Origin of the sequence: Mycoplasma zalophi (assembly GCF_025486335.1) — a bacterium.
GTDB classification, from domain to species: domain Bacteria; phylum Bacillota_I; class Bacilli_A; order Mycoplasmatales; family Metamycoplasmataceae; genus Metamycoplasma; species Metamycoplasma zalophi.
Window position 1 is genome coordinate 1 of sequence record NZ_JAOOPZ010000003.1, and the last position, 25242, is coordinate 25242.

At 29.9% G+C, this 25242-nt stretch carries 34 protein-coding genes, 1 rRNA gene and 1 pseudogene; all 36 read right to left on the minus strand.

What is annotated here, in order from left to right; genetic code table 4:
* Nucleotides 1–179 precede the first annotated feature (179 nt).
* The 36 genes and pseudogenes from N8G13_RS02215 to N8G13_RS02390 all read right to left on the minus strand — a co-directional run bounded on the left by N8G13_RS02215 (nt 180) and on the right by N8G13_RS02390 (nt 25167).
* Complete coding sequence (locus N8G13_RS02215) at nt 180–2711, minus strand: type I restriction-modification system subunit M (RefSeq protein ID WP_262289305.1); 2532 nt, start codon at nt 2709–2711, stop codon at nt 180–182.
* A 134-nt stretch (nt 2712–2845) separates the two neighbouring features.
* Nucleotides 2846–3988, minus strand: coding sequence for a cell division protein FtsZ (gene ftsZ / locus N8G13_RS02220; RefSeq protein ID WP_262289306.1), 1143 nt, complete (start codon nt 3986–3988; stop codon nt 2846–2848).
* 8 nt (nt 3989–3996) lie between these two features.
* Nucleotides 3997–5196, minus strand: coding sequence for a hypothetical protein (locus N8G13_RS02225; protein ID WP_262289307.1), 1200 nt, complete (start codon nt 5194–5196; stop codon nt 3997–3999).
* A gap of 10 nt (nt 5197–5206) precedes the next feature.
* A complete protein-coding gene (gene rsmH / locus N8G13_RS02230; RefSeq protein ID WP_262289390.1) occupies nt 5207–6109 on the minus strand; it encodes a 16S rRNA (cytosine(1402)-N(4))-methyltransferase RsmH in 903 nt (300 codons plus the stop codon).
* The gene (mraZ, locus tag N8G13_RS02235; RefSeq protein WP_262289308.1) at nt 6103–6543 is read right to left on the minus strand and encodes a division/cell wall cluster transcriptional repressor MraZ; all 441 of its coding nucleotides are present in this window, start codon (nt 6541–6543) and stop codon (nt 6103–6105) included. Before mraZ ends, rsmH begins: the two co-directional genes overlap by 7 nt.
* Before the next feature lie 133 nt (nt 6544–6676).
* Complete coding sequence (gene rpmF, locus N8G13_RS02240) at nt 6677–6871, minus strand: 50S ribosomal protein L32 (protein WP_216489295.1); 195 nt, start codon at nt 6869–6871, stop codon at nt 6677–6679.
* A 56-nt stretch (nt 6872–6927) separates the two neighbouring features.
* Entirely contained in the window at nt 6928–7290 is a 363-nt protein-coding gene (gene rplQ / locus N8G13_RS02245; protein WP_216489293.1) for a 50S ribosomal protein L17, read from the minus strand.
* Nucleotides 7290–8288, minus strand: a complete 999-nt coding sequence (locus N8G13_RS02250) for a DNA-directed RNA polymerase subunit alpha (RefSeq protein ID WP_216489291.1) — start codon at nt 8286–8288, stop codon at nt 7290–7292. The genes rplQ and N8G13_RS02250 overlap by 1 nt, the downstream gene beginning before the upstream one ends.
* A 13-nt stretch (nt 8289–8301) precedes the next feature.
* Nucleotides 8302–8676, minus strand: a complete 375-nt coding sequence (gene rpsK / locus N8G13_RS02255; RefSeq protein ID WP_216489289.1) for a 30S ribosomal protein S11 — start codon at nt 8674–8676, stop codon at nt 8302–8304.
* 2 nt (nt 8677–8678) lie between these two features.
* Entirely contained in the window at nt 8679–9047 is a 369-nt protein-coding gene (gene rpsM / locus N8G13_RS02260; RefSeq protein ID WP_216489286.1) for a 30S ribosomal protein S13, read from the minus strand.
* A gap of 6 nt (nt 9048–9053) precedes the next feature.
* The gene (gene rpmJ, locus N8G13_RS02265) at nt 9054–9167 is read right to left on the minus strand and encodes a 50S ribosomal protein L36 (protein ID WP_169605176.1); all 114 of its coding nucleotides are present in this window, start codon (nt 9165–9167) and stop codon (nt 9054–9056) included.
* Nucleotides 9168–9181: 14 nt separating this feature from the next.
* Nucleotides 9182–9397: a translation initiation factor IF-1 gene (infA, locus tag N8G13_RS02270; protein WP_216489284.1), complete on the minus strand. Its 216-nt coding sequence runs from the start codon at nt 9395–9397 to the stop codon at nt 9182–9184.
* Nucleotides 9397–10152, minus strand: a complete 756-nt coding sequence (map, locus tag N8G13_RS02275) for a type I methionyl aminopeptidase (protein WP_262289309.1) — start codon at nt 10150–10152, stop codon at nt 9397–9399. Before map ends, infA begins: the two co-directional genes overlap by 1 nt.
* Nucleotides 10139–10819: an adenylate kinase gene (locus N8G13_RS02280; RefSeq protein ID WP_262289310.1), complete on the minus strand. Its 681-nt coding sequence runs from the start codon at nt 10817–10819 to the stop codon at nt 10139–10141. The genes map and N8G13_RS02280 overlap by 14 nt, the downstream gene beginning before the upstream one ends.
* Entirely contained in the window at nt 10813–12249 is a 1437-nt protein-coding gene (secY, locus tag N8G13_RS02285; protein WP_216489278.1) for a preprotein translocase subunit SecY, read from the minus strand. The genes N8G13_RS02280 and secY overlap by 7 nt, the downstream gene beginning before the upstream one ends.
* A complete protein-coding gene (rplO, locus tag N8G13_RS02290) occupies nt 12249–12692 on the minus strand; it encodes a 50S ribosomal protein L15 (RefSeq protein WP_216489276.1) in 444 nt (147 codons plus the stop codon). The genes secY and rplO overlap by 1 nt, the downstream gene beginning before the upstream one ends.
* A gap of 17 nt (nt 12693–12709) precedes the next feature.
* Nucleotides 12710–13393, minus strand: a complete 684-nt coding sequence (gene rpsE / locus N8G13_RS02295) for a 30S ribosomal protein S5 (protein ID WP_316043856.1) — start codon at nt 13391–13393, stop codon at nt 12710–12712.
* A complete protein-coding gene (rplR, locus tag N8G13_RS02300; RefSeq protein WP_216489272.1) occupies nt 13393–13740 on the minus strand; it encodes a 50S ribosomal protein L18 in 348 nt (115 codons plus the stop codon). The genes rpsE and rplR overlap by 1 nt, the downstream gene beginning before the upstream one ends.
* A 21-nt stretch (nt 13741–13761) precedes the next feature.
* The gene (gene rplF, locus N8G13_RS02305) at nt 13762–14301 is read right to left on the minus strand and encodes a 50S ribosomal protein L6 (protein WP_262289311.1); all 540 of its coding nucleotides are present in this window, start codon (nt 14299–14301) and stop codon (nt 13762–13764) included.
* 1 nt (nt 14302) lies between these two features.
* Complete coding sequence (gene rpsH / locus N8G13_RS02310; protein WP_444875231.1) at nt 14303–14704, minus strand: 30S ribosomal protein S8; 402 nt, start codon at nt 14702–14704, stop codon at nt 14303–14305.
* 8 nt (nt 14705–14712) lie between these two features.
* Nucleotides 14713–14898 carry a type Z 30S ribosomal protein S14 gene (locus N8G13_RS02315; RefSeq protein WP_216489265.1) on the minus strand — a complete coding sequence of 62 codons (186 nt, stop codon included), beginning with the start codon at nt 14896–14898 and terminating at the stop codon, nt 14713–14715.
* 6 nt (nt 14899–14904) lie between these two features.
* Nucleotides 14905–15453 (minus strand): 50S ribosomal protein L5, encoded by a 549-nt coding sequence (gene rplE / locus N8G13_RS02320; RefSeq protein ID WP_373422496.1) that lies wholly within the window; start codon nt 15451–15453, stop codon nt 14905–14907.
* A 15-nt stretch (nt 15454–15468) separates the two neighbouring features.
* Entirely contained in the window at nt 15469–15801 is a 333-nt protein-coding gene (gene rplX / locus N8G13_RS02325; protein ID WP_262289312.1) for a 50S ribosomal protein L24, read from the minus strand.
* Nucleotides 15801–16169 carry a 50S ribosomal protein L14 gene (gene rplN, locus N8G13_RS02330; protein ID WP_216489259.1) on the minus strand — a complete coding sequence of 123 codons (369 nt, stop codon included), beginning with the start codon at nt 16167–16169 and terminating at the stop codon, nt 15801–15803. The genes rplX and rplN overlap by 1 nt, the downstream gene beginning before the upstream one ends.
* A gap of 3 nt (nt 16170–16172) precedes the next feature.
* Nucleotides 16173–16442, minus strand: coding sequence for a 30S ribosomal protein S17 (rpsQ, locus tag N8G13_RS02335; protein WP_216489257.1), 270 nt, complete (start codon nt 16440–16442; stop codon nt 16173–16175).
* Nucleotides 16442–16645 carry a 50S ribosomal protein L29 gene (rpmC, locus tag N8G13_RS02340; RefSeq protein WP_216489256.1) on the minus strand — a complete coding sequence of 68 codons (204 nt, stop codon included), beginning with the start codon at nt 16643–16645 and terminating at the stop codon, nt 16442–16444. The genes rpsQ and rpmC overlap by 1 nt, the downstream gene beginning before the upstream one ends.
* Nucleotides 16645–17067, minus strand: coding sequence for a 50S ribosomal protein L16 (rplP, locus tag N8G13_RS02345; RefSeq protein WP_216489255.1), 423 nt, complete (start codon nt 17065–17067; stop codon nt 16645–16647). Before rplP ends, rpmC begins: the two co-directional genes overlap by 1 nt.
* Nucleotides 17045–17719 carry a 30S ribosomal protein S3 gene (gene rpsC, locus N8G13_RS02350; RefSeq protein ID WP_216489254.1) on the minus strand — a complete coding sequence of 225 codons (675 nt, stop codon included), beginning with the start codon at nt 17717–17719 and terminating at the stop codon, nt 17045–17047. The genes rplP and rpsC overlap by 23 nt, the downstream gene beginning before the upstream one ends.
* A 10-nt stretch (nt 17720–17729) precedes the next feature.
* Nucleotides 17730–18068 carry a 50S ribosomal protein L22 gene (rplV, locus tag N8G13_RS02355; protein ID WP_216489253.1) on the minus strand — a complete coding sequence of 113 codons (339 nt, stop codon included), beginning with the start codon at nt 18066–18068 and terminating at the stop codon, nt 17730–17732.
* Nucleotides 18068–18346: a 30S ribosomal protein S19 gene (rpsS, locus tag N8G13_RS02360; RefSeq protein ID WP_171112548.1), complete on the minus strand. Its 279-nt coding sequence runs from the start codon at nt 18344–18346 to the stop codon at nt 18068–18070. Before rpsS ends, rplV begins: the two co-directional genes overlap by 1 nt.
* Complete coding sequence (gene rplB / locus N8G13_RS02365) at nt 18346–19191, minus strand: 50S ribosomal protein L2 (protein ID WP_216489252.1); 846 nt, start codon at nt 19189–19191, stop codon at nt 18346–18348. Before rplB ends, rpsS begins: the two co-directional genes overlap by 1 nt.
* 78 nt (nt 19192–19269) lie before the next feature.
* On the minus strand, nt 19270–19674 hold the full coding sequence (rplW, locus tag N8G13_RS02370; RefSeq protein ID WP_262289313.1) for a 50S ribosomal protein L23: 405 nt from the start codon (nt 19672–19674) through the stop codon (nt 19270–19272).
* Complete coding sequence (gene rplD / locus N8G13_RS02375) at nt 19674–20447, minus strand: 50S ribosomal protein L4 (protein ID WP_262289314.1); 774 nt, start codon at nt 20445–20447, stop codon at nt 19674–19676. Before rplD ends, rplW begins: the two co-directional genes overlap by 1 nt.
* 143 nt (nt 20448–20590) lie before the next feature.
* Nucleotides 20591–21268: pseudogene (rplC, locus tag N8G13_RS02380) on the minus strand (50S ribosomal protein L3); the annotation flags it as partial.
* A gap of 72 nt (nt 21269–21340) precedes the next feature.
* Entirely contained in the window at nt 21341–21649 is a 309-nt protein-coding gene (gene rpsJ / locus N8G13_RS02385; RefSeq protein ID WP_246529895.1) for a 30S ribosomal protein S10, read from the minus strand.
* Between the two features lie 621 nt (nt 21650–22270).
* Nucleotides 22271–25167, minus strand: a 23S ribosomal RNA gene (locus tag N8G13_RS02390).
* Between the last annotated feature and the right edge of the window lie 75 nt (nt 25168–25242).

Below are 25242 nucleotides of genomic sequence, written 5' to 3' on the forward strand. Positions count from 1 at the left end.
TTGTGTCATTTATTTTTACGAACGGTATTTTACCTTTTTCATAAAATATTTTATTTGTAGAATTTGGAGTTCCACCTTCTGAAGCAAAATTATAAAGATTTTTTGTCTTGTCTTGAAACCAATCGTTAGTGAATTCTTTAAATCTTATTGAAGGCACTAAACTTTTTTTATCATTCATTTTATTTGCCTTCTAATAATTTTATTAATTCTTTTATTGCTAACGCATCAGATTCATTTTCAGCTTTTAATTCTTTTAATAGAGAACTTAATTCTTTTTCATTCTCTTTAATTTGAGTATCTAAATCTGACATTGTTTCGTTGTATTTGTTGTGTAAATTTTTAAGATTTGAAATAAATTCATTTAAAATTTCATCTACTTTATTTGAAATTTTAGTAAATGAAGTTTCTGTTCATTTAACATATAGTAAATTTAAAAATTCTTCATTTGTTAAGTTTTGAATTTTTTCATTTAAATTAGTTGTAATTTCGTTTGTTAAAGCATCGATTGTTGTTTTAATTTTTTTAGCTTGAGTATCTAATGCTTTTATTTCTTTGTTTATTTTGTTAATTTCTTCATCTGAATCATTTTCAGTTTTGCTATCTTTTAGTTCTGAAATTTCTGAAGCTAATTCTTCTTTTTGTGCATTTAATTCATCAATTTCTTGTTGTTTGTCTAAAAAGAATTGATTTATTAAAAATTCTTTTTTAAGAATGGTTTTGTTTTCATCTTTTTTAGATTTTTTTTCAATATCTTCAAAGATTTCATCTTGATTATCTTTTGCAAAGTTGTCAGTTACATTAAACTCTGAAAGAATTTGTACATCATCTAAAACGGTATCATTTATTTGGTGAATAATTTGATATAGTTCATATTTATCAATTAAATCCAGGTGATTGTAACTTCTAAAAAATGAATCATCAAATTCTTTTTGGAACTTGAATTTTTCTACAGTTGCAAATGTATGTAAATTACTAAATCTAGATTTAATAAATTCTTTTAAGTTTGATAAATTATCATTAAAATCATTTAAATAATTTTTAACTTCTTCATCTTCTAATATTAAACTATCTAATGAATCAACATCTTTAAAGACACTGTAATTTTTATGTTCTAAATCTTGATTGAAGATTTTGTTTTTTAAATTAGGAAAAATATTTCAAAATTGAGAAAATTCATCAATTTCTTTTTGTGGTATTTTTGCATTTAAAGAAGCAAATAAATCAAATTCTTTTGGTGTTTCAAAGTTTTCTATGTATCTTGAAATATTTAAATTATAATCATTAGCTTCGATTTCTTCTAAACTAACAACTCTAGAAAAGTTTTCAATATTAGTTTTATTTATAATTGCATGTGAAATCTTTTTAATATGTGAAATATTAAATTTCTTGAATTTATCTTTCTTTTCATACAATTGTGAAGCATCAATGAATTGAATTGAACCATCTGTTTCTTTTTGATCTTTTTTAAGAATCATAATAATTGTTGAAATATTGGTATTAAAAAACATGTTATCAGGTAAACCAATAATGGTATCGATTGCATGATTTTTAATTAATTGTTCACGAATACTTTTTTCACTATTTCCTCTAAATAATACTCCATGAGGTAAAACAATAGCCATAATCCCATCTGTATCTAAATGGTGATATGAATGTAATAAAAACGCAAAATCAGCTTTAGATTTAGGTGCTAAACCATAGTTTATAAAACGAGGATCATTAGCTGCATTTTCTGGATCTCAGTTTAGTGAATAAGGTGGATTTGAAATAACTGCATCTAATTTTTGTGATGTATTCATATCAGTTATTTTATCTTTTATAAATGGTCAATCTCTTTTTAAAGTATCTCCCATGCTTACATGAATTTTACTAGGTTCAATTCCTGACATTAGTAGATTCATTCTTGTTGTTGTATATGCTTCTTGTAATACGTCTTGTGCATAATATGTGATGTTGTTTTCATTTCCAGTCATTTTTTGGTAAGTTTTACCAATATTTAAAAGTAATGAACCTGAACCTGAAGTTGGGTCATAAATTGAAATTTCTTTACGATCTTTTAAATGATTTGAAATTATTTCAGACATTAAATCAGATACTTCATGTGGTGTATAATATTGACCGTCTTCTTTTGCTGATGTACTTGCAAATTTTCCAATGAAATATTCATAAATGTAACCTAATAAATCATAATCTTGTTTTCCTGTGGGAATTTCATCTATTTTTTTTATCAATTGTTTTAAATTATTTTCAGTTGCACGTTTATCACTTGCTGTTGTTTGTTCATAATTATCTCTTAATGGTTTTAAAATTCCATGATACAATTGAATGAAATTATCATCTTGTGTATCTCGCACACTTTTTTCAAATGAATCTAATGCAGATTTAAAAAGATCTATTGAAAGTTGTTCATCTTCACTTGAATTATTAATTCAAGTATGAAATAAAAATTTATAAGGTATATAATAACCTTTTTCATCTAAAATTAGTTTTTGAATATTTTCATCTGGAGAATTGTCAAATTCTTTTATTTCTTCATATTTTATGCCTTCATTTTCTCAAAATCAATCAATAATTGTTTGTGAAAGAAATTTATAAAATATCAAACTCAAAATTATATCTTTATATTTTTTTGAATCAAAATTTTTTCTTAATTCATTAGCTGAATCTCATAGTTTACTAGCTAATTGAGTGGGTGTCATTTTGTATGCCATAAAACTCCTTTATAATATAAAATTATATATAAATATTCAAAAAATCAAAGTACAAAGCAAATAAAAAATCCCGAGAAAATCTCGGGAATTATGATTGGTTTTTTATGTTTCTTAAAAACTTCTAAGACATCGTTTTATTTAAAGAAATCAAATAAACCTTTGTTATTTTCAGAATTATTTTCATTTTCTAGAGTGATATCTTCTTCATCATTTTCGATGTTTTTATTGTGTAAAGATTCTAATGATTTTTCCATTTGTTGATTAACTTCTTGTCTTATTGCTTGAGTATCTTTTTTAAATTCTTCTTTGATTCCAGCAGCTATAATAGTTACAACAAGACTATCGTCTTGTTCTTTATTTTCACTTTCGATTTTATTATATCCAAATATCATATCAACTTCTTTATTCATGATTTTATTCATGAATTGTGATACATCACTAATATCTTTTAGTGTTGCATTATTTCCTACAGAAATATGAACTATGCATTGTGTTGCACCCATAATATTTGATTCAATAATAGGGCTCTTTAAAGCATGTGAAACAGCTTTTTCAGCTTTATCTTTTCCTGTTGCTTTTCCAATTCCAACTACTAACTCACCTGGATTTTTCTTAATTAAATTTTGTAAATCAGCAAAATCTAAATTGATATATGAAGGTAATACAGTAATATCAATAATAGATCTAATTAATTGTTTTAATGTTATATTTGAATATTTTCAACTTTCATCGATTGGTAATTCACCAAATGCATTTAAAAGTTTTTCGTTACTTACTATAATATATGCATCAACTTCTTTTTTTAGTTTTTCTAACCCTTCTATTGCAACTTCTGTTCTTTTTCTACCTTCAAAAATGAAAGGCATTGTTACAACTGCTATTGTTAATGAACCGTTTTCTTTAGCTATTTTGGCAATTTCTGGTGAAGCACCTGTTCCAGTTCCTCCACCCATACCAGCAGCTATTATTACAAGTTCTGTATTTTTTAAACGATCTTTTATATCATTACGTGCATCAATTGCTGCTTGTTTTCCCATTTCAGGGTCAGCTCCTGCTCCACGTCCATGTTCATCACCTATTTGTAGGCAAATTTCTTTGTTAGGAAATTCTTTTAAGGCTTGCTTATCAGTATTAACTGCAACAAATTCAACCCCAGGTAGTTGCACATCCATTAAACTTTTTAATGAATTATTTCCAGCTCCACCTACTCCAACTATTTTTATAGAAGCAGTGGCTTCGATGGTTTCTGATAATTTATTTGATTGTGATGTTTCCATTTTTTCTCCTACACTGTGAATATTCTTTTAATAAAATTTTTAATGATCGTTTGTTTTTTAAATTTAATATTTTCAATAGTTTGAGTATTAATTGTATATGTATTGGTAATATCTTGATCAGAGATATTTAATTTTAAATAATTAACTAAAACTAAATTATTGAAATTTTTATATTTATAAATAGGTAGTTTATAATCTTGAATTGTTTCTACTTTATTATTGGGATTTAATAAAGATAGTATTTGTTGCGAAGTTGTTTGGTTTAGAATTTTAGATTCTAAAATAACAAGTTTTGTATTTGAAAAGTCTAAAATATTAGATAAATTAAACACACAAGCTATTTTTAAGGAAATTTTTTTATAAAATTCTTTTATAAATTTATCAATAACTTGTAAGGTTTTATCTTTTCTAAATAGAAAAGGTAATTGTAAATCATTTTCTAAATGATTGTAATTTGCAATTAAACATTGTGCTTCATAAGAAGTTATATTTAATTCATTTGCTAATTTTGAAATTAAAATATTTGTTCCAAAGTTAAGTGTTATTTTTTCTTGAATAGCTTTGTTTGTTACAGAAGATAATAAAACATTATCTTCTGTAATATTTATAAGAATTTTTTGATCTTGATTTTTTAGATTAGAAACATAAAGAGTTTCTAATTGTGGACCAATAATCATTTTTTCTATATTTAAAGATAATTTTTTAGCTAGATTTTGTGCATTTTTATATGCATTTTGTTTAATAAAATATCTAGTTATAGTTGCTTTTAAAGATTTTATTTCCTGTGAAAGTATTAATTTTAAATCTTTTGTTTGTAATATGCTATTGTCTTTTTTTATTACTTGAATATCATTTACTTGATAACAAGCTAAAAAATCGATTGTGTCTTGCTTAAATTGATTTATTATTGAATTTAAATCAATTTTGCTAAAATCAATAAATTTGTTATTTAAATTTAAAGCATACTTATTTGTATAAAAATAATTAGGATCATTTATTAAATAAATTATATTTTTAACATTACCACAGGTAATATTTTGAATTTCTTCAATATAGTTTTTAAATGTCTTAATTATTTTTTCATGTTCTTGATTTTTATTAATGGAATGAGATAGTATTATTGCAAAATCACCATTTATACTTTCAAAAGCACAAATAGTAAATTTTGCGAAATTTTCTTTTATAACAACAATTACTTTTCTTTCCATCTTAATTCCATTAATCTATTAATTTTTGAAGTGTTCTTAGTATTGCACTTCTTGAACGATAGTTATCGTCTTTTTCTTCATCAGAAACAATAATTTTTTTCATCTTATAATTTTCTTGCATTTGAATGGGCAATTTATAAGTTGAAGCTTCCAATTTTAAAGAGTTAAAAAATGTTTTAATCACTTTATCTTCAATAGAATGAAAACTTATTATGGCTAAAATACCATTTTTATTTAGCATTTTTTCCACTTTGGATAACATAATTTTAAGTGATTCAAGTTCTCCGTTAACTTCTATTCTTATTGCTTGGAAAACTGCTTTTAAAGGATTTTTTTGTCTTAATAAATAAGCTGGATAAGCATTTTTTATTATATTTGATAATTGCAAAGTTGTGTCTATAGGTCTATTATCACAAATGGCTTTCGCAACTTTTCATGCAAGCTTTACATCAGCGTTATTTTGTAATAAATGTTTTAAAGTTTGTTCTTCGTAATTATTAACAATATAATGTGCATCTAATTCTTGTTCTTTATCCATTCTCATATCTAAACGAGAATCTTTTGAATAACTAAACCCTCTTGTGAAATCGTCTAGTTGCGGACTAGATACACCTAAATCTGCTAAAATACCATCTACTTTTAAAATATTTAATTTTGCTAATTCTTCATCAAAATTTCTAAAATCTGATTTGATCAACGTAAAATTTGGTGATATTTTTTCAAGTAAAGGTTTTGATTCATCTATTGCTTGTTGATCTTTATCAAAACAATAAAGATGTCCTGTTGACAGTTTTTTTAATATTTCTTGACTATGTCCTGCGCGTCCTAATGTTAAATCAACATATATACCATCTTCTTTTATATCTAAAGCATCAATGCTTTTTTTAAGAAGAACTGGGATGTGTTTTATAATTTAGCACCACTTTCAAAAAGTAATTGCGCTAGATTGTCAAATTCTTGTGTTTCATCGATTGATTTTATATCTTGTTCGTATATTTCTTTTGCAAATATTTCAGATACATTACCAACTCCAATGAAAATAATATCCTTTTTGATAGCAGCTCGTTCAAGGAATCTTGTAGGAATTACAAAGCGACCACTTCTATCCAAATTTATTTCTTCTGTATTTGAAAGAATAAAACGATTAAATTGGCGCATGTTTTTATCTAACATGTTATTTTCTGCTAGCTTTTTGGTTAATTTATTAAATTCTTCTTGACTCCTTAAGGTAAGAGAATTATCTAAACCAAAAGTAATGAAAAAATTATTACCTAATTCTTCACGGAATTTAACCGGAACAACTATGCGGTTTTTTTCATCTAAAGTACGCTCGTAATTTCCATACATTCCCACTCCTCCCCACTATCACCTAAATTATACAAAATTTAAAATTTTATTTTCACATTTTTTATGTTATTTTTATAATTGCAAAAAAAATATATAAAAAAGCACCAGAATTTTCTGGTGCTTAATTTTTGGATTATTTATCTTGTTTAGCTTTGAAACCTTCAACTTTTTTACCATTGTAAAAACCACAGTTTTCACAAATTCTGTGTGGTAAAACTACTTGACCACAATTTGAACATGAATTAAATGTATTTTTTGTTAAAGCATGATGTGAACGACGTAAATGTTTACGTTGTTTTGATGTTTTTCTCTTTGGAACTATAGCCATAATATTTCTCCTTAATAATTAGTAGTAATTTAAAATTAGTTTATAAATTATAAATATTAAACTAATTGTAAAATTGCCATTTCAGATCCATCACCTTGACGGAATCCTTTTTTAATTATTCTGCAGTATCCACCGTTACGATCTTTATAACGAGGTCCTAAAACATCAAATACATATTGAACTGCGTCTTTATCTGCTGTTGCTTGAATATTTCTTAAATAACTTGCAACTTGACGACGAGAAGCTAAAGTATTTTTCTTAGCTTTTGTAATCATTTTATCAACTTTACGACGTAGTTGTTTAGCTCTTGCTAATGTAGTTTCAACTTTACCTTTAACTAAAACATCGGTTACTAAAGAACGTTCCACATGGTTTCTTCACTCTGAATTACGTCTGTATAATTGCACAGGATTTGCCATTATTCGTCTCCTTTATTTAAATTTTCTCTGAAAGTATTAATTTTCTTAACTATATCATCAACTGATTTTTTACCTAAATTTTTAATATTAGATAATTCATCTTCAGTTAAATTTAATAGATCATCAACCTTATAGTATCCTGCACGATGTAATGCATTTTTTGATCTAATAGTTAGACCTAATTTTTCAATATCCATTGAACGCATTTCATTATTTTCTTTTTCTTGTGCAACATCTTCAAATAGTCTAATTTCTTGAATATTATCAACATTTCCAATAATTTGTAAATGAGCAATTAATATTTGTGATGCTTGTGATAATGCCTCAGCTGCTGCTATTGTCCCATCAACAGCAACATGTAAAATTAATTCTTCTTCAATAATTGTACTTGAACTATTTAATTCTTGTACTTCGTAACTAATTTTTTTAACAGGGCTAAAATCACTATCAACTGTTAAAATTTGTCCATTTGTTATTTTACTATCTAATTTTGATCCTAATGCTGCAACAACTTTTTTGTTTTCTTCAAAATCAACATATCCTCTACCGCTTTTTATAAATAGATCAACTTGCAATTGTCCACCTTCTTCAATTTCAGCGATATATAAATCTGTATTTACGATTTCTAATGCATCAGTTTGAATATCTCCGGCGTAAATTATTTTTTTACCTGAAAAATTAAATGAAACTTTAACTACTGTGTTAGGTTCTTCAAAAAGTTCTTTATTATATTTAAAACGAATATGTCTTAAATTACCTAATAAAGTAACAATATCTTCTCTAAGTCCACTTAAAATTTCAAATTCGTGGTGAACATTTGCTATTTTTACTGCAAAAATAGAGCATGATGTAATTGATGATAATAATGTTCTACGTAATGCGGTTCCTAATGTATCAGCAAACCCCCTTGATAAAGGTTGTAATGAAAAAGTACTATCACATTCGTTAATTTTTTCAGTTGTTAATTCTGCGTAATGAATTTTGGTCATTTTTTCCATAATTAATTAAGTTCTACTTTCTTTTTAATATTTTTTTAGGTGGACGTGTACCATTGTGAGGAACAGGTGTAACATCTTTAATTTCTTTAATTAATAAACCTGAAGCTTCAATTTGTTTTCTAGCTGTTGATTTACCAGCACCAACACCTTTAACAAGTATTTTAACTTCTTTTAATCCAAATTCTAATGCTTTTTCTAAAGCTGCTTGAGCAGCTAATCCAGCTGCATAAGGTGTTTTTTTCTTTGTACCTTTATAACCAATTGCTCCTGAAGATGATCAAGCAAAAACATTTCCAGCTTCATCTGAGAATGAAACAATGGTATTTTGGTAAGTAGAATGGATATGTGCTATACCACTGGTAACAATTTTCTTTTGTTTTTTAGCCATTATTATTTACCTTTCTTACCTGCTACGGTTTTGCGAGGTCCCTTTCTTGTACGAGCATTTTTTTGTGTTGATTGCCCACGAACAGGTAATCCTTTACGGTGTCTTAAACCACGATATGATTTAATTTCCATTAAACGTTTAATGTTTAATTGGGTTTCACGACGTAAATCACCTTCTGTTAAGTATTTTTTAGCAATGTCACGAATTTTGGTTAATTGTTCTTCACTTAGATCTTTTACTCTAATATTTTCATCAATATTAGCTTCTTTTAAAATATCTTCTGATGTAGAACGACCGATTCCTAATATGTAAGTTAAAGAAATAACTACACGTTTATTATTAGGAATTTCAACGTTTAAAACTCTAGCCATATTTTTTTATCCTTGTCTTTGTTTATGTTTTGGGTTAATACAAATAATACGATTTGTACCATTTCTTTTTATAACTTTGCAATCTTTGCAAATTCGTTTGATAGAAGCGCGAACTTTCATGCGATTTCCTTTCGTTATTTATGACGATAAACTATTCTTCCTTTTGATAAATCATAAGGGCTCATTTCAACATCCACAGTATCACCATTAATTATTCTGATGTTGTGAAGTGCCATTTTACCACTTGTTGTTGCTTGGATTTCAATTCCGTTTTCAAGTTGTACAATAAAATTTTTTGTTGAATGAACTTTAGTTACTTTACCTGTCATTTTGATTGCATCTTTTGCCATTAAATATTGTCTCCTGTTAAAATGATTGCTTTATCATTTTCAATAAGAATTGTTTGTTCATAATGACTGGATTTCAATCCTGATGAACTTACTACTGTTCAGCCATCTTTTAAAACTTTTGTTTTGTAGGTTTTTTGTAGAATCATTGGTTCAATACAAATTACCATACCATTTCTTATTAAAGGTCCGGTATCTTTTTTTCCGTCATTATATACATAAGGATCTTCATGTAAAGAACGACCAATGCCATGACCCGTATATTCTAAAGGTGTATAATATCCTGCTTCTTTGATTACTTTACCAATTGCATGACTTATATCACCTATTCTTTTACCGACTTTAACCTCTTTAAATCCGGCCATAAAAGCATCTTTTGCCACTTTTATTAAATTTAAATCTTCTTCACTAGGATTATCTCCTACATATTTAGTAAAAGCACTATCTGAATACATTCCATTTCAAATTGCACCCATATCAACTTTTACCAAATCACCATCTTTTAAGATTCTATCACTAGGAATACCATGGATTAATTCTTCATTAACACTAATGCATAAGCTGTATTTAAATCCATATTGTCCTAAAAAAGCAGGCTTTGCATTTCTTTTTTTAATTTCTTTAAAAGCGATGCTATCTATTTCTTTTAAAGAAACACCTGGTCTTATGAAGTTTCATAAGATGGTTTTTACTTCTGCCAGGATAGCACAAGATTTTTTGATGTCTTTTATTTCTTGAGAATTTTTAATTAAAATCATTTTGTATCGATTCTATTAGTTTATTTTTAATATCTAAATAAACATCTTCTATATCTTGATTTGCATTGATTTCAATCAAATTACCTTTTTGTTTATAGGTATCAATCAATGGTTTTGTTTGTTGTGTAAAGACATCTAATCTTTTTAAAATAACATCGGGTTGATCATCTTTTCTTTGTATTAAAGGATTTTTACATTCATCACATATATTTTCTACCTGAGGTTTTTTAGAAATTAAGTGATATGTTGCGCCACAATTTTGACAAATTCTTCGATTTGTTAATCTCTCTAAAATCACATCTTGTTCAATATTTAATAAAATAACATAATCTATTTTAGTAAATTCAAGTGATTCTAAAAAATTTACTTGTGCTAATGTTCGTGGATAACCGTCTAAAATGAAATGTTGATTAAGAGATGTTAGTTTATTTAATTTTGCCTTAATAATTTCATTTACGATATCATCACTTACATAATCACCACGACTCATAATAGCTTGCGCTTCTAATCCAAGTTTGGTTTGATTTCTAATTTCTTCTCTTAGTATCTCACCAGTTGAAACTTGAATAAATTCATCATTTAATACTAATTGATTTGCTACAGTACCTTTTCCAGCACCAGGTGCTCCTAAAAATATTAAATTTAGATCTTTATATGTTTTTATCATAATAAATCACCTTCTTCTCCATTTTCAAGACTATGTAGAATTTTTTTACGTTTTCTTGATAACTCTTGGGTTTTGTAACGGGCTTGAACTTGTTGTAACGTTTCAATTGTAACTGAAACCAAAATCATTAACCCCGTTCCTCCAAAAGCTATATTAGCTGGTAGGTGTAGCATTTCTTCTACATAACGCATCGCACCAATAATAATTAAATATATACTTGAAAAATAACTTAAATTTAAAATTTTTGTAATTAAGTAATCTTCAGTTTGTTCACCTGGTCTAATACCAGGAATAAATGTTGAGCTTTTTGCAAAGTCTTCTGAAATTTTATCTATTTTTGATTGTTGTAATCCCATTAACAAAGTAAATGCAAATGTAATTACAATAAATAGAAAGAAACCAACAGGTTGTGTCATTTGAAAATTAGTATAAATTCAATTGTAATATGAACTTGTAGCAGGATTAAATAATCCAGCAATCATTGTTGGTAGACTTAGTACCATCAATGAGAAAATTACCGACATAATACCTGCGGGGTTTGCTTTTAATGGTAAATAAGATAATTCTTTTTCATTTTTAGAAAGACCAGCTCCTACTTGTTGAATAGGGATGTGTCTTTCTGCTAAGTAGAAATACCCTACAACAAATATAACTAAACTATATGAAATTAAATAAACACTAAAGTTAATTAATTCTTTAAATACTAATGATTCTGTTTTTGAACTTGTTACAAGAAATTCAAAAGCATTTTTAAATGTTGGAATTAAATTGGAAGCAATACCTGCAAATATTATTAAACTAGTTCCATTTCCAACACCTTTATTTGTTATTAACTCACCTAAAAATAATGCAAACAAGCTTCCGGCTATTAAAATTAAAGGTAAGATGAAATAAGCATAAGTATTTGTATCTAATTCACTAATAATTCTGATCCCAAACCCTGTTTTGGGGTTTTTTAAGGCTTTTGTTAACACAATTGCTTGAATAATTGCAAATATTAAGGTTGCGAATCTTGTAATTATATTAATTTTGATTCGCCCTTGGGGACCGGATTGACTTAGTCTATATATTGGTGGAAATATTTTAGTTTGTAAAATCATCATAATTAAACTAGCGGTAATAAATGGACTAATTCCTAGAGCTACAACACTAAAATTTCTAAGCCCTCCACCACCTACTAAATTTAAGATCCCTAAAAAATCTCCTCCATTTAATTTATCTTGATTTACTAAATGGATACCAGGAATAGTAATTGTTCCTGCTGCTACAAAGATAGTTAATAAGAATATAGTAAAAATTACTTTTTTTATTAAATCATGATTTTTTCAAAAATCATTATAACTATTCTTAAATTTAACAAACCTAGAATCAAAACTTAATTTTTTTAGTTTTTGAGACTGAGTTTTTTGATCTTTGGTAGTTTTGTTCATTATTCAACCTCGATTTTTCCTCCAGCTTTAACAATTGCGTCTTCGGCTGTTTTAGAAATTTTATCAATATCTGTTAAAACTAGTGGTTTTGTAATTTCTCCACGTCCTAAAATTTTAACAGGTTGATCATAATGTTTAATTAAACCTTTATTAAATAAAGTTTCAAAACTTACTGTTTCATTTTTTTCAAATTTAATTTCTAGTTGATCTAAATTAACAACTTGAAATTCAATATGATTTACATTTTTAAATCCTCTTTTTGGTAAACGTCTGAATCATGGGTTTTGTCCCCCTTCAAATCCTAGACGTACATTGTTACGTTTTGTTTGTCCACTTTGTCCTCTACCAGCTTGTTTACCTTTACCAGCAGCATGTCCTCTACCTACACGGTGTTTATCTTTTCTTGCGCCTTCTGTATATTTAAGATTATTTAATTTTTGCATTTTTTACTCCTTAAATACTATAAATCACTTACTTTAATATCTCTTAATTCAGCAATTTCTTTAGCTGTTTTTAAGTTTTTTAAGGCTTTAATTGTTGCATAAACAATATTTTGTTTATTTCTTGAACCGTAAGTTTTTGTAGAGATATCTGTATATCCTGCTAATTCTACAACGCTACGCACTGTATTTGAAGCAATGATTCCAGCCCCTTTACGTGCAGGACGTAGTTGAACTTTAGAAGCTAAAAACTTAGCTTGCATTTCGTGAGGAATTGTTCCATTAACAATAGGAACTTCAAAAATGTTTTTATGCGCATCTTTAACTGCTTTTTTAATTGCATCTTGAACTTCGTTTGCTTTACCGTGTCCAAATCCAATTTTTCCTTTTTTGTTACCAACTGATACATAAGCTGAAAAACTAAAACGTCTCCCCCCTTTAACAACAACAGTAACACGAGCTATATTAACAACTTTTTCTTCAAATTCTGAATTTACAGTGTTAAATTCTCTAGGTCTTCTTGTTGATCTTCTTGCATCTTTATCTTGTTTATTAAAACGAGAATTTGGTCTTTTTTCACGTCTAAATTCTGTTTTTTCTTGATCATTTTCTTTTGCTTTAAAATTGTTTTTGTGTGTGTTTTTAACTACTTTTGTTGTTTCTTCGTTTGTTAAAACTTGAGTTTCTTCTAAATTATTTGTCATTAGAAATTAATCCCTTCTTCACGTAGTGTTTCAGCAAATGCTGCCACTTTACCATGATAAATATATCCTGAACGATCAAAAACAATTTTTGTAACATTTTTGTTTTTTAATTTTGTTGCAAAATCTTTTGCTACAGTTTTGACTGCTTCAATATTATTAGTTGTAAGAGATAATGCTTTTGTTGATGAAGCTGCTAAAGTTGTATGTGTTTCGTCATTTATTAATTGTGCATAAAAATTGTGTAGTGATTTAAATACAGTTACACGTGGAACATCAGCTGTACCTTGTAAATGCATTCTAATTTTCATGTGTTTTGTAACACGTCTATCTTTTCTTGATTTTTGCATAATATTTTACCTTTCTGCTTATTATTTAGAAGCAGTTTTCCCTTCTTTACGACGAATTTTTTCACCTTTATACATAATTCCTTTTCCTGAATAAGGACTTGGACGACGAATATCTCTTAATATTGCTGCGAATTGACCAACAGCTTGTTTATCAATTCCTGAAATAGTAATGTAAGTTGGTTTTACAACTTTAACATCTAAGTTTTCAGGTATATCAACTAATACTGGGTGACTATATCCCGCAATAACTTCGATTTGATTTCCCTTTTGAGTTGCTTTGTATCCAACCCCGATAATTTCGATTTCTTTTGTAAATCCTTCACTAACACCTTTTAACATTGATGCTAGTAAAGAGTTTGTGGTTCCGTGTAATTGTTTAGTATGTTTTTCTTCATTTTTACGTTGAGTTGTTACAGTATTATTTTCAACTAAAACGCTGATTAATGGATTAAATGTATATTCTAATGTTCCTTTAGGTCCTTTTACTTGTGCTGTGTTATTTGTGATAGTAATTTCAACATTAACAGGTATTTCTAAAATTCTTTTTCCTACTCTAGACATATTATCAAATGAAGGCGATTACTTCTCCACCTACATTTTCCTTTCTAGCTTCTTTATCGGTTAATAAACCTTTTGATGTTGAAATAATTGCGGTTCCATATCCACTTAAAACTCTTGGAAGCGTTTTAGCACTTGCATAAACTTTAAGTCCTGGTTTTGAAACTTTTTTAAGTCCATTAATAACACTTTGTGAACCTGTAAAACCTTTATATTTTAATGATACAACGATATGTTTGTGGTTATCTTGCATTGTTTCTTTGAAATCAACAATGTATCCTTCACGTTTAAAAATTTCTAAAATAGCTACTTTTTTAAGTGAATGAGGAACAATAACATCTCTCATTTTACGAGCTCTTGCATTGTTAATTCTTACAAACATATCTGCTATTGGATCAGTTATAATTGCCATAATTATCAACTCGCTTTCTTAATTCCTGGTAATTTACCTTCATGTGCTAAATTTCTAAAGCAAATACGGCAAATTTTATATTTTCTTAATACTGCATGTGGACGTCCACATAATTCACAACGTGTATATGCTCTTGTTGAGAATTTTGGTGTTTTATGTGATTTAACGATTAATGATTTTTTAGCCATTATTTATTATTCTCCTTTACCAAAAGGCATACCTAAACTTTTTAGAAGTGCATATGCTTCTTCATTTGTTTTTGCACTTGTTACAATGATTACGTCTAAACCTTTTAACTTTCTTACTTTATCGAAACTAATTTCTGGGAAAATGATTTCTTCTTTTATTCCTATTGCGTAGTTTCCTCTACCGTCAAAACTCTTTGGATTAACTCCACGGAAGTCTCTTACACGAGGTAATGCAACTTCTAATAATTTTGTTAAAAATGATCACATTTTTTCTCTACGTAAAGTAACTTTTGAACCCATAGGCATTCCTTCACGTAATTTTCAACTTGCTAATGATTTTTTAGCAACTGTTTGTGTTGGTTTTTGTCCTGATATTAACATTAATTCATTATTAACTTCTTCGATTGCTTTTGAATTAGTAACTTCGTTTCCTGCTGTCATATTTAATACTATTTTTTCGATGTGTGGTATTTGCATTGAACTTTTGTAATTAAATTTTTCTTGAAGTTCTTTTCTAGTTACTTCTAAATATTTTTGTTGTAATTTATTCATGATACTTCCTTAATTTAATTAAAATGTTTTATTTGTTTTTTTAACAACTCTTTGTTTTTTGTTGTTTTTATCAATGCTAAATCCTACTCTTGAATATGTAGCAGGTGTTGAAGCTGTACCTTTTTTCACTAAAATAGCAACGTTTGAGATATGAATTGGAAATTCTTTAATTTCAATTCCACCGTCTTGATTTTGTTGATTTGGTTTGATGTGTTTTGTTTTTTTGTTTACGTCTTTTAATGTTACTAAATTATTTTTTGGATCTAAAGCTAAAACAGTAGAAACTTTACCTTTATGAGCACCACTTATAACAACTACTGTATCGTTTTTACGAATTTTTTGACTAGCCATTATAATACCTCCGGAGCTAAAGAAACGATTTTTAGATAACCTTTATCACGTAATTCACGTGCTACAGGCCCAAATACCCGTGTTCCTCTTGGCGTTTTATCATCTTTTATAATTACTACAGCATTATCATCGAAACGAATATATGTTCCATTTGATCTTTGTAGACCATAACGAGTTCTAACAACAACAGCTTTAACAATTTGTCCTTCTTTAACCATTCCATTAGGAATTGCTTTTTTAACTGAACAAATTACGATATCTCCAATATTAGAAAATTTTTTAACAGATCCACCTAAGTTACGAATAATTCCTACTTCTTTTGCTCCTGAGTTATCAGCAACATTAGCTCTTGATAATTCTTGTATCATAGATTATTCATCTCCTTCTTGTGATTGTTCTAAAACTTCAACTAATCTAAAGTGTTTTGTTTTTGAAAGTGGACGAGTTTCTTGAATTTTTACAATATCGTTTAATTTAGCTTGATTGTTTTCGTCGTGAACTGCAAAACGTTTTGATTTTTTGAAACGTTTGTTATATTTAGGGTGTTTAATATATGTTTCAACTAAAACGATAACTGTTTTATCATTTTTATTTGAAACAACTTTTCCTGATAATACCTTACGGTTATTTGTTCTTTCCATTATTTTGTTTCTCCTGATGACATTTTTTCATTTAATGCTGTTAAAACACGAGCAATATCTCTTTTGATATCTTTAATTTTGTGGTTTTGTTCTAATTGTCCTGTTCTTGCTTTAAAACGTAATGTAAAAAGATTAGCTTTATAGTCAGTAACTAAATTATTTAATTCTTCAATACTTTTTGATTTAAGATCTTGGTATTTCATTAGTTAACTCCTTCTTCTTTTTTAATAATCTTTCATTTTACTGGTAGTTTGTGACCACCTAGACGTAATGCATCCATAGCAATAGCTTCGCTAACACCTTTAACTTCAAACATCATTGTGTCAACTTTTACTACTGATACTCATTCTTCTGGGCTACCTTTACCTGAACCCATACGAACTCCGATAGGTTTAGATGTTTTTGACATATGTGGGAAAATTCTGATAAATACTTGTCCTTCACGTCCCATACGACGAGTAATAGCGATACGGGCTGCTTCAATTTGTCTTGCAGTTACTCAAGCACTTGTTTTTGCTTGAAGTCCAAATTCTCCAAATGAAACTTTATTTCCACGTCCTGCTTTTATTTTGTCGTGACGAATTCTAAACATTTTACGGTGTTTAGTTCTTTTTGGTTGTAACATCTTTATCTCCTTGTAATTGTTTTTCTCCCAATGATACTCAAACTTTAATTCCTAGAGCTCCGTATGTTGTTCTTGCTGTTGCGGTTGCGTAGTCTACATCTTGACGTAAGGTATGAAGTTTCATTTCACCTTCATTATATCCTTCTTTACGTGCCATATCAACACCGTTTAAACGACCTGAAACTGCGGTTTTAATACCTTTAGCTCCAGCTTTCATAGCTAAACGAATAGCAAATTTTTGTGCTAATCTAAAGCTTCCACGGTTTTCTAATTTTTCTGCAATACCTTCAGCTAATAATTTTGCATTTAAATCAGGATTTTTTAATTCAACAACTTCAATGTTTAAATTAATTTTTTTATTACGAAGATATTTTTTTAATTTTAATGTTAATTCTTTAACATTATCTCCATTTGTTCCTAGAATAACTCCAGGTTTTGCTGTGTGAACTTTAACGATAACATGTTCTTTTTGATCTCTTAAAATTTGTACATTTCCAATTTGATAATTTCTAACTAAATTGTTAAAGAAACGGTAGATTTTTTGGTCTTCAATTAATTGATCTGCGTATTTTGCTTTATCTGAATATCAGTTTGTATTGTGGTCTTTAGAAATTCCGTATCTAAAACCATTTGGATTAACTTTTTGTCCCATAAATTTCTCCTTAGTTTCTTTCGCTTACTTCAATGTAGAAGTGACTTGTTCTTTTTAAAATTGGAAATGCTCTACCTTTTGAGTGTGGTTGGTAACGTTTTAATGTTGGTCCTTCATTCACTAGAATTTTTGAAATATATAATTTTTGTCCATCTAATCCATGGTTGTTTGTTGCATTAGCTATTGCGCTTTTTAATAATTTTAAAATTATTTTTGTTGCTTTTTTATTGGTTGTTTGTAATATAGAAATTGCTTCTTGAGTATTTTTGTTACGGATAAGGTCAGCTACTAATCTTGCCTTGTAAGCAGAAATTCTTTGAACTTTTACACTTGCTTTTGCGCTATTCATTATTTCTTCTTCCCTTTATCTGCACCATGTCCTGTATATGTACGGGTTGGTGAGAATTCTCCTAATCTATGTCCTACCATATCATTTGTAACAAATACATCATTAAAAATTTTACCATTGTGTACTTGGAATGTTAGTCCAATGAAATCTGGGAAAATTGTTGAACGACGACTTCAAGTTTTAATTGGTTTTTTTGGTGCTTTACCATCTAAAATAGCTTGAACTTTTTTCATTAAATGTTCATCTACAAATGGACCTTTTTTAAGTGATCTAGCCATTATTTATTCGCCTTTCTTCTTCTGATAATTAATTTATTTGATGATTTCTTAGTTGAACGTGTTTTAACTCCAAGAGCTTTTTTACCTCATGGTGTAAGTGGTGATTTACGTCCGATTGGTTGACGTCCTTCCCCTCCCCCATGTGGGTGATCGTTAGGGTTCATTGCTGACCCACGAACTGTTGGTCTAATTCCTAAGTGACGATTACGTCCAGCTTTTCCTATATTAACTAATGAATGTTCTTCATTTCCTACAATACCAATTGTTGCTCTACATTCTGCTAATACTTTTCTTACTTCTCCACTTTTTAGTCTTAAAATTACATATCTTCCATTTTCTTCCTTACCTAAAACTTGTGCACTTGTTCCTGCACTACGTGCAATGATTCCACCTTGTTTAGGTTGTAATTCTATATTGTGAACAAATGTTCCATCAGGAATGTTTTTTAATGCTAAAGAGTTACCTACTTTAATATCAACATTTTCTCCTGAAACAACAACATTACCTACATTTAATCCTTTTGGTGATAAAATGTAACGTTTTTCTCCATCTTTATATACTAATAATGAAATATTAGCACTACGGTTTGGATCATATTCTATTGTTTTTACAACAGCTTCAATGTTATCTTTATTACGTTTAAAATCAATTAAACGATATTTTCTTTTGTTTCCACCTCCATGGTGACGAGTGGTAATAATACCACTATGATTTCTACCAGCGTGTTTTTTTAATGGTACTAGTAGTGATTTTTCTGGTTTATGTCCACTTAAATTATTTTTATAATCTAAGCTTGACATATTACGTCTACCATTAGAAGTTGGCTTATAATGTTTTATAGCCATTATTACTCCTTGTACTTAAAAATATTTTTTTCTTTTAAGTTATATTAATTTTTATTAATTGTAATGTAACTAAAATAATTATTTATTGTCTTTTTCTTCAGTTACTTTTTTAATTTTAGCAGCAGCTTTTTTTTCTGCTTCTGATAATTCTTTTGTAGTTTCTTCTTTTGAAACATTTACTTCTTTTTTATTTTCTTCTTCATTTGGGAAGAATGAAATACTATTTCCATCTACTAAATATACTAATGCTTTTTTGTAAGCTTTTGTAAATCCTTGGAAACGACCAATTCTCTTTGGTTTTTTAGAAACTTTTATAATGTTTACTTTTTCAACTTTTACATTGAAAATAAATTCAACTGCTTTTCTTACTTCAACTTTATTTGTTCTTCTATCAACTGCAAATGTATAAACATTTTGTTCGTGCATTTGTTGATATGTTTTTTCAGTTAATACTGGATACTTAATAACTTCATTAATATTCATTATTTAACCAAACTTTCTAAGATTTTTAAATCTATTTCACTAATTAATAAGCAATCTGTTGCTAATAATTCTTCAACTGATAAACTTGTTACTTTTAATGTTTTTACATTTTCTAAGTTTCTTGCACTTAAGAATACGTTTAAATCACTTGTTACAATTAAAACTTTATTATTATCTAATTTTAATTCTTTTAATTGTTGAGCTAATGTTGAAGTAGAAGGTTTTGCAAGTTTGAATTCATATTCAAATACTTGCTCAGCTTTTGCTAATTGACTTAGCGCACTTCTAATTGCTAAGCTTCTTACTTTTTTGTTAACTTTTAAAGAATAGTTTTTAGCAGTTGTTGGTCCAAAAGCTCTTCCTCCACCTACGAAGATTGGTGAACGTAATGAACCTGCTCTTGCTCTACCTGTTCCTTTTTGTTGTCATGGTTTTTTACCAGTTCCAGAAACTTGTCCTCTGTTTTTTACAGCGTGAGTTGAAAATCTACGACTTGCTCTATCACTTAATACAGTATCAAATATTGCTTGAGTGTGAACTGTTTCTAATCCAAATAATCTATCATTTAATATTTCTTTATTAAATTTTAAAGTTTTTGTTTCAACTGGTGTATTGGTTTTTTTAACAGCTACTGGAGTTTTTTTAACTTCAGTTGTCTTTTTAGTTGTACTTTTTGTTGTTGTAGTTTTTTTAGATGTTGTTGGTTTTTTAGTTGAAGAAGTAGTTTTAGTTGTTTTTTTAACAGTTTTTTTGGTTTCTTTAGTTTCTGCCATGATTAATTTTCTCCTTCTTCATTATTTTGTGCTTCAGCAGCTTTTTCTTCAGCTTCTTTTAATAATTGTTTCATTTCATTGATTGACATAGTTGTTGCAAGTTCAACACCATATTTTTTAGCTTGTTCAAATAGTTCATTTTTTTCTAAAGCTATTTTTAAATCAACTAATGTAATAGCTTCTTTAGCAGGTAACCCTTTAACGTTTTGTTTAATAGTTACAAAAGCTTTTTTAGGTCCAGGTATTGAACCTTTAACAATTAATAAATTATTTTCAACATCAACATAAACAACTTCTAAGTTTTGAATTGTAGATTTAACAGCTCCTAAATGTCCTGGCATTGTCATACCTTTAACAACTTTATTCCCTGAAATATCCCCAATTGAACCTGTTTGACGAACTGGTTTAGATCCTCCACCACCACCATGTGATTTAGGTCCTATTTTTTGGTTGTGACGTTTAATAGTTCCAGCAAAACCTTTTCCTTTTGAAGTTGAAGTAACATCAACAATTTCTCCAGCTTCAAAAAGAGATGCGTCAATTGTTTGACCTAATTCATAACCTGTCATGTTACGAATTTCTTTTACGAAGCGCTTAGGTGTTGTGTTAGCTTGCTTGAATCTATTGATTTCAGGTTTTTTAATTCTTGATTGTTTTTTATCTTCTACAGCGATTTGAGTTGCAACATAACCATCATGATCAGCTGTAAGAACTTTAGTAACAACATTTGGTTTAACTTCAATTACTGTAACTGGAATTTGTTCACCCATGTTTGTGAATAATTGAGTCATTCCAACTTTTCTTCCTAAGATTCCTTTCATAATTTATCCTTTCGTTTTTTCTATAACTAAATATAGATTTTTATATATAAAAATAAAAAAATATAACTGTTTTTATTTAACAGTATTTATTGTAATTTGAACACCTGCAGGTAATTCAATACGCTTAAATTGATCTAACAATTTTTCAGAAACGTTATCAATAATAATTAAACGTTTATGAGTTCTAGATTCAAATTGTTCACGAGATTTTTTATTAACGTGCACTGAACGTAGAATTGTGATAATTTCTCTTTTTGTAGGTAATGGAATAGGTCCACTAACTACTGCATCTTTATCAGTATTAGCTAAAGTTACAATTTTAACAGAAGCATTATCCACTAATGCATGTTCAAATGATTTTAGTTTAATATTTAATTTCATAATTTGTTCTCCTTGTCCATATTTTTGGATCAGATTCAACATAAATTGATTAATACACGAGAGAACAACTAAGCTCGGTGTATCATAACCTTATGTATCATAATCTAATAGTTGCTTTAATATTATAACAAAAAAATAAAAAAAATCAGTTTTTTTATCATTGTTTTTTTAATAAGAAAAACTGAAAATTAAACTGATAATTATGAAAAGAATTAAACTAAATCATGTTAATATTTTGAAATGAAATTGACCATTTTTCCAATTTATATAATGATAAGTTGTGCAAGCAAAAGTTGTTAAAATGCTGCTTATTGTTCAATAAGAAATAAATATACTAGATTGAAAATAATTTTTATCTGATAAATATTTTAAAAAAATAATAAGAATACTAAATAAAAAAATTATAGAAACATACAAAAAAAGAAATTGGAGAAATTTAATAATTTTATTTTTTAAATAATTCTGTTTAGTATTTATCCTTATTTGTTTCATAATTAAAATTATATCAAATTATTATGTTCTTATGTTTTTTTATAAAAAAGCAATAAAAAAAACCACATAAGTGGCTAGATCTCTGAAAACTGAATAGAAAACTTGTACATTTACCAACATAAAATATAAACTATTAAACCATTGAATTTATTAGTACTGGTCAGCTGAATGTATTACTACACTTACACCTCCAGCCTATCAACCTCATAGTCTATAAGGAATTTCATAGGGAATATTCATCTTTGAGGAGGCTTCCCGCTTAGATGCTTTCAGCGGTTATCCTTTCCGTACTTGGCTACCCAGCTATGCTTCTGGCGAAACAACTGGAACACCATCGGTACGTCCACTCCGGTCCTCTCGTACTAAGAGCAGCTCTCATCAATATTCCAACGCCCACATCAGATAGGAACCGAACTGTCTCACGACGTTCTGAACCCAGCTCGCGTACCGCTTTAATGGGCGAACAGCCCAACCCTTGGAACCGACTCCAGCTCCAGGATGCGATGAGCCGACATCGAGGTGCCAAACCTTCCCGTCGATGTGATCTCTTGGGGAAGATAAGCCTGTTATCCCCGGGGTAGCTTTTATCCGTTGAGCGACGGCCTTTCCATGAAGTACCGCCGGATCACTAAGTCCTGCTTTCGCACCTGCTCGACTTGTAGGTCTCACAGTCAATCACACTTTTACCTTTATGCTCTACATACAGTTTCTGACTGTATTGAGTGTAACTTTGAACGCCTCCGTTACCCTTTAGGAGGCGACCGCCCCAGTCAAACTACCCACCACGCACTGTCCTCCTACCAGATAATGGTAGCAAGTTAGAATTTCAAATTAACAAGGGTGGTATTTCAAGGATGACTCCACTTGGACTAGCGTCCAAGCTTCAAAGTCTCCCACCTATCCTACACATGTTAAGCCAAAATTCAATACGAAGTTATAGTAAAGCTCCACGGGGTCTTTTCGTCTTGATGCGGGAACCCAGCGTTTTCACTGGGACCATAATTTCACCGAGTCCAATGTTGAGACAGTTAAGAGATGATTGCGCCTTTCGTGCAGGTCAGTATTTAGCCGACAAGGAATTTCGCTACCTTAGGACCGTTATAGTTACGGCCGCCGTTCACCCGGGCTTCAAATCAGTGCTTCGCATAGCTAACACATCATCTTAACCTTCGGGCACTGGGCAGGCGTCACCCTATATACATCGTCTTACGACTTAGCATAGAGCTGTGTTTTTGATAAACAGTTCCCCCTCACATTTTACTGCGGCCAATATTTCTATTGGCATCCCTTCTTGCGAACTTACGGGATAATTTTGCAGAGTTCCTTAACATTGGTTTTCTCGCTCGCCTTAGAATACTCATCTTGGGGACGTGTGTTCGTTCTCGGTACAGGTCCCTTAAAGCTTAAGTTAGAAGCTTTTTTAAGAAGCATGGAATCACATAATTCATTACTTTGTTGCCATTTCACTATGCATCACATCTCAAGGTTAAGTTACTAGGGATTTGCCTCCAGTAACCCTCTAAATGCTTACCCCACAATCCGATAAGTGGTAATGCTATCCTTCTCCGTCACTCCATCACACTTTAAGGAAGTACAGGAATATTAACCTGTTGTCCATCGGCTACGCCTTTCGGCCTCGTCTTAGGTCCTGACTAACCCTGGGTGGACGAACCTTGCCCAGGAAACCTTCCCCAATAGGCGTCAGAGATTCTCACTCTGAATCGTTACTCATACCGGCATTCTCACTTCTAAGCGCTCCACTAGTCTTCACAGTCTAGCTTCAATGCCCTTAGAACGCTCTCCTAACGCATTTACATGCCCGTAGCTTCGGTATTGTGTTTTAGTCCCGTTAAATTATTGGCACAGGATCTCTCGACTAGTGAGCTATTACGCACTCTTTAAACGATGGCTGCTTCTAAGCCAACATCCTAGCTGTTTAAGAAATCCCACAACCTTTCTCACTTAACACAATTTTGGGACCTTAGCTGACGATCTGGGTTGTTTCCCTCGCGAGCATCGACGTTATCACCGATGTTCCGACTGCATAGCAATACATAATGGTATTCGGAGTTTGATTATAGTCAGTACAGCTAGGCGCCGCCATTCCATATTCAGTGCTCTACCCCCATTATTTAACACTACACGCTAGCCCTAAAGCTATTTCGAAGAGAACCAGCTATCTCCAAGTTCGATTGGAATTTCACCCCTACCCACAAGTCATCCGGGCACTTTTTAGCGTACTACGGTTCGACCCTCCGCTTAGTTTTACCTAAGTTTCAGTCTGCTCATGGGTAGATCACCTGGTTTCGGGTATATAACAACATACTAAAGCGCCCTATTCAGACTCGATTTCTCTACGGCTTCGCTTTATTCTACTTAACCTAGCATGCTGTCATAACTCGCCGGTCCATACTGCAAGATGTACGCCATCACCCATTAACGGGCTCTGACTAACTGTAAGTAATTGGTTTCAGAATCTATTTCACTCCCCTCTCGGGGTTCTTTTCACCTTTCCCTCACGGTACTAGTTCACTATCGGTGTCTGGTTAGTATTTAGCCTTACCGGATGGTCCCGGCAGATTCAGACAGGGTTTCACGTGCCCCGCCCTACTCGGGATTCAACTAAGAGATTCATAAATTTCGCGTACGGGACTTTCACCCTATATTGTGGAGCATTCCAACTCCTTCTGCTATCTATGAATTTTGTAACTCTATGTAAGTTGTCCCACAACCCCAACAACAAGTGTTGGTTTAGGCTCTTCCCCGTTCGCTCGCCGCTACTCAGGGAATCATTATTTATTTTCTTTTCCTGTTGGTACTAAGATGTTTCAGTTCTCAACGTGTCTCACAATTCTAACTATGTATTCATTAGAATGCAACTAGAGATTAATCTAGTTAGGTTTCCCCATTCGGAAATCCCCGTTTCATAGCTTATTTCCAGCTCCACGAGGCTTATCGCAGGTAATCGCGTCCTTCATCGACTTCCAGACCCAAGGCATCCACCAAAAACTCTTACTTATTTAATAGTATGACCTATTGTCCTAATTTAAAATTAAGAATTAGATATGATTTTGTATTCTATATTGGTTGATCAAAACGTT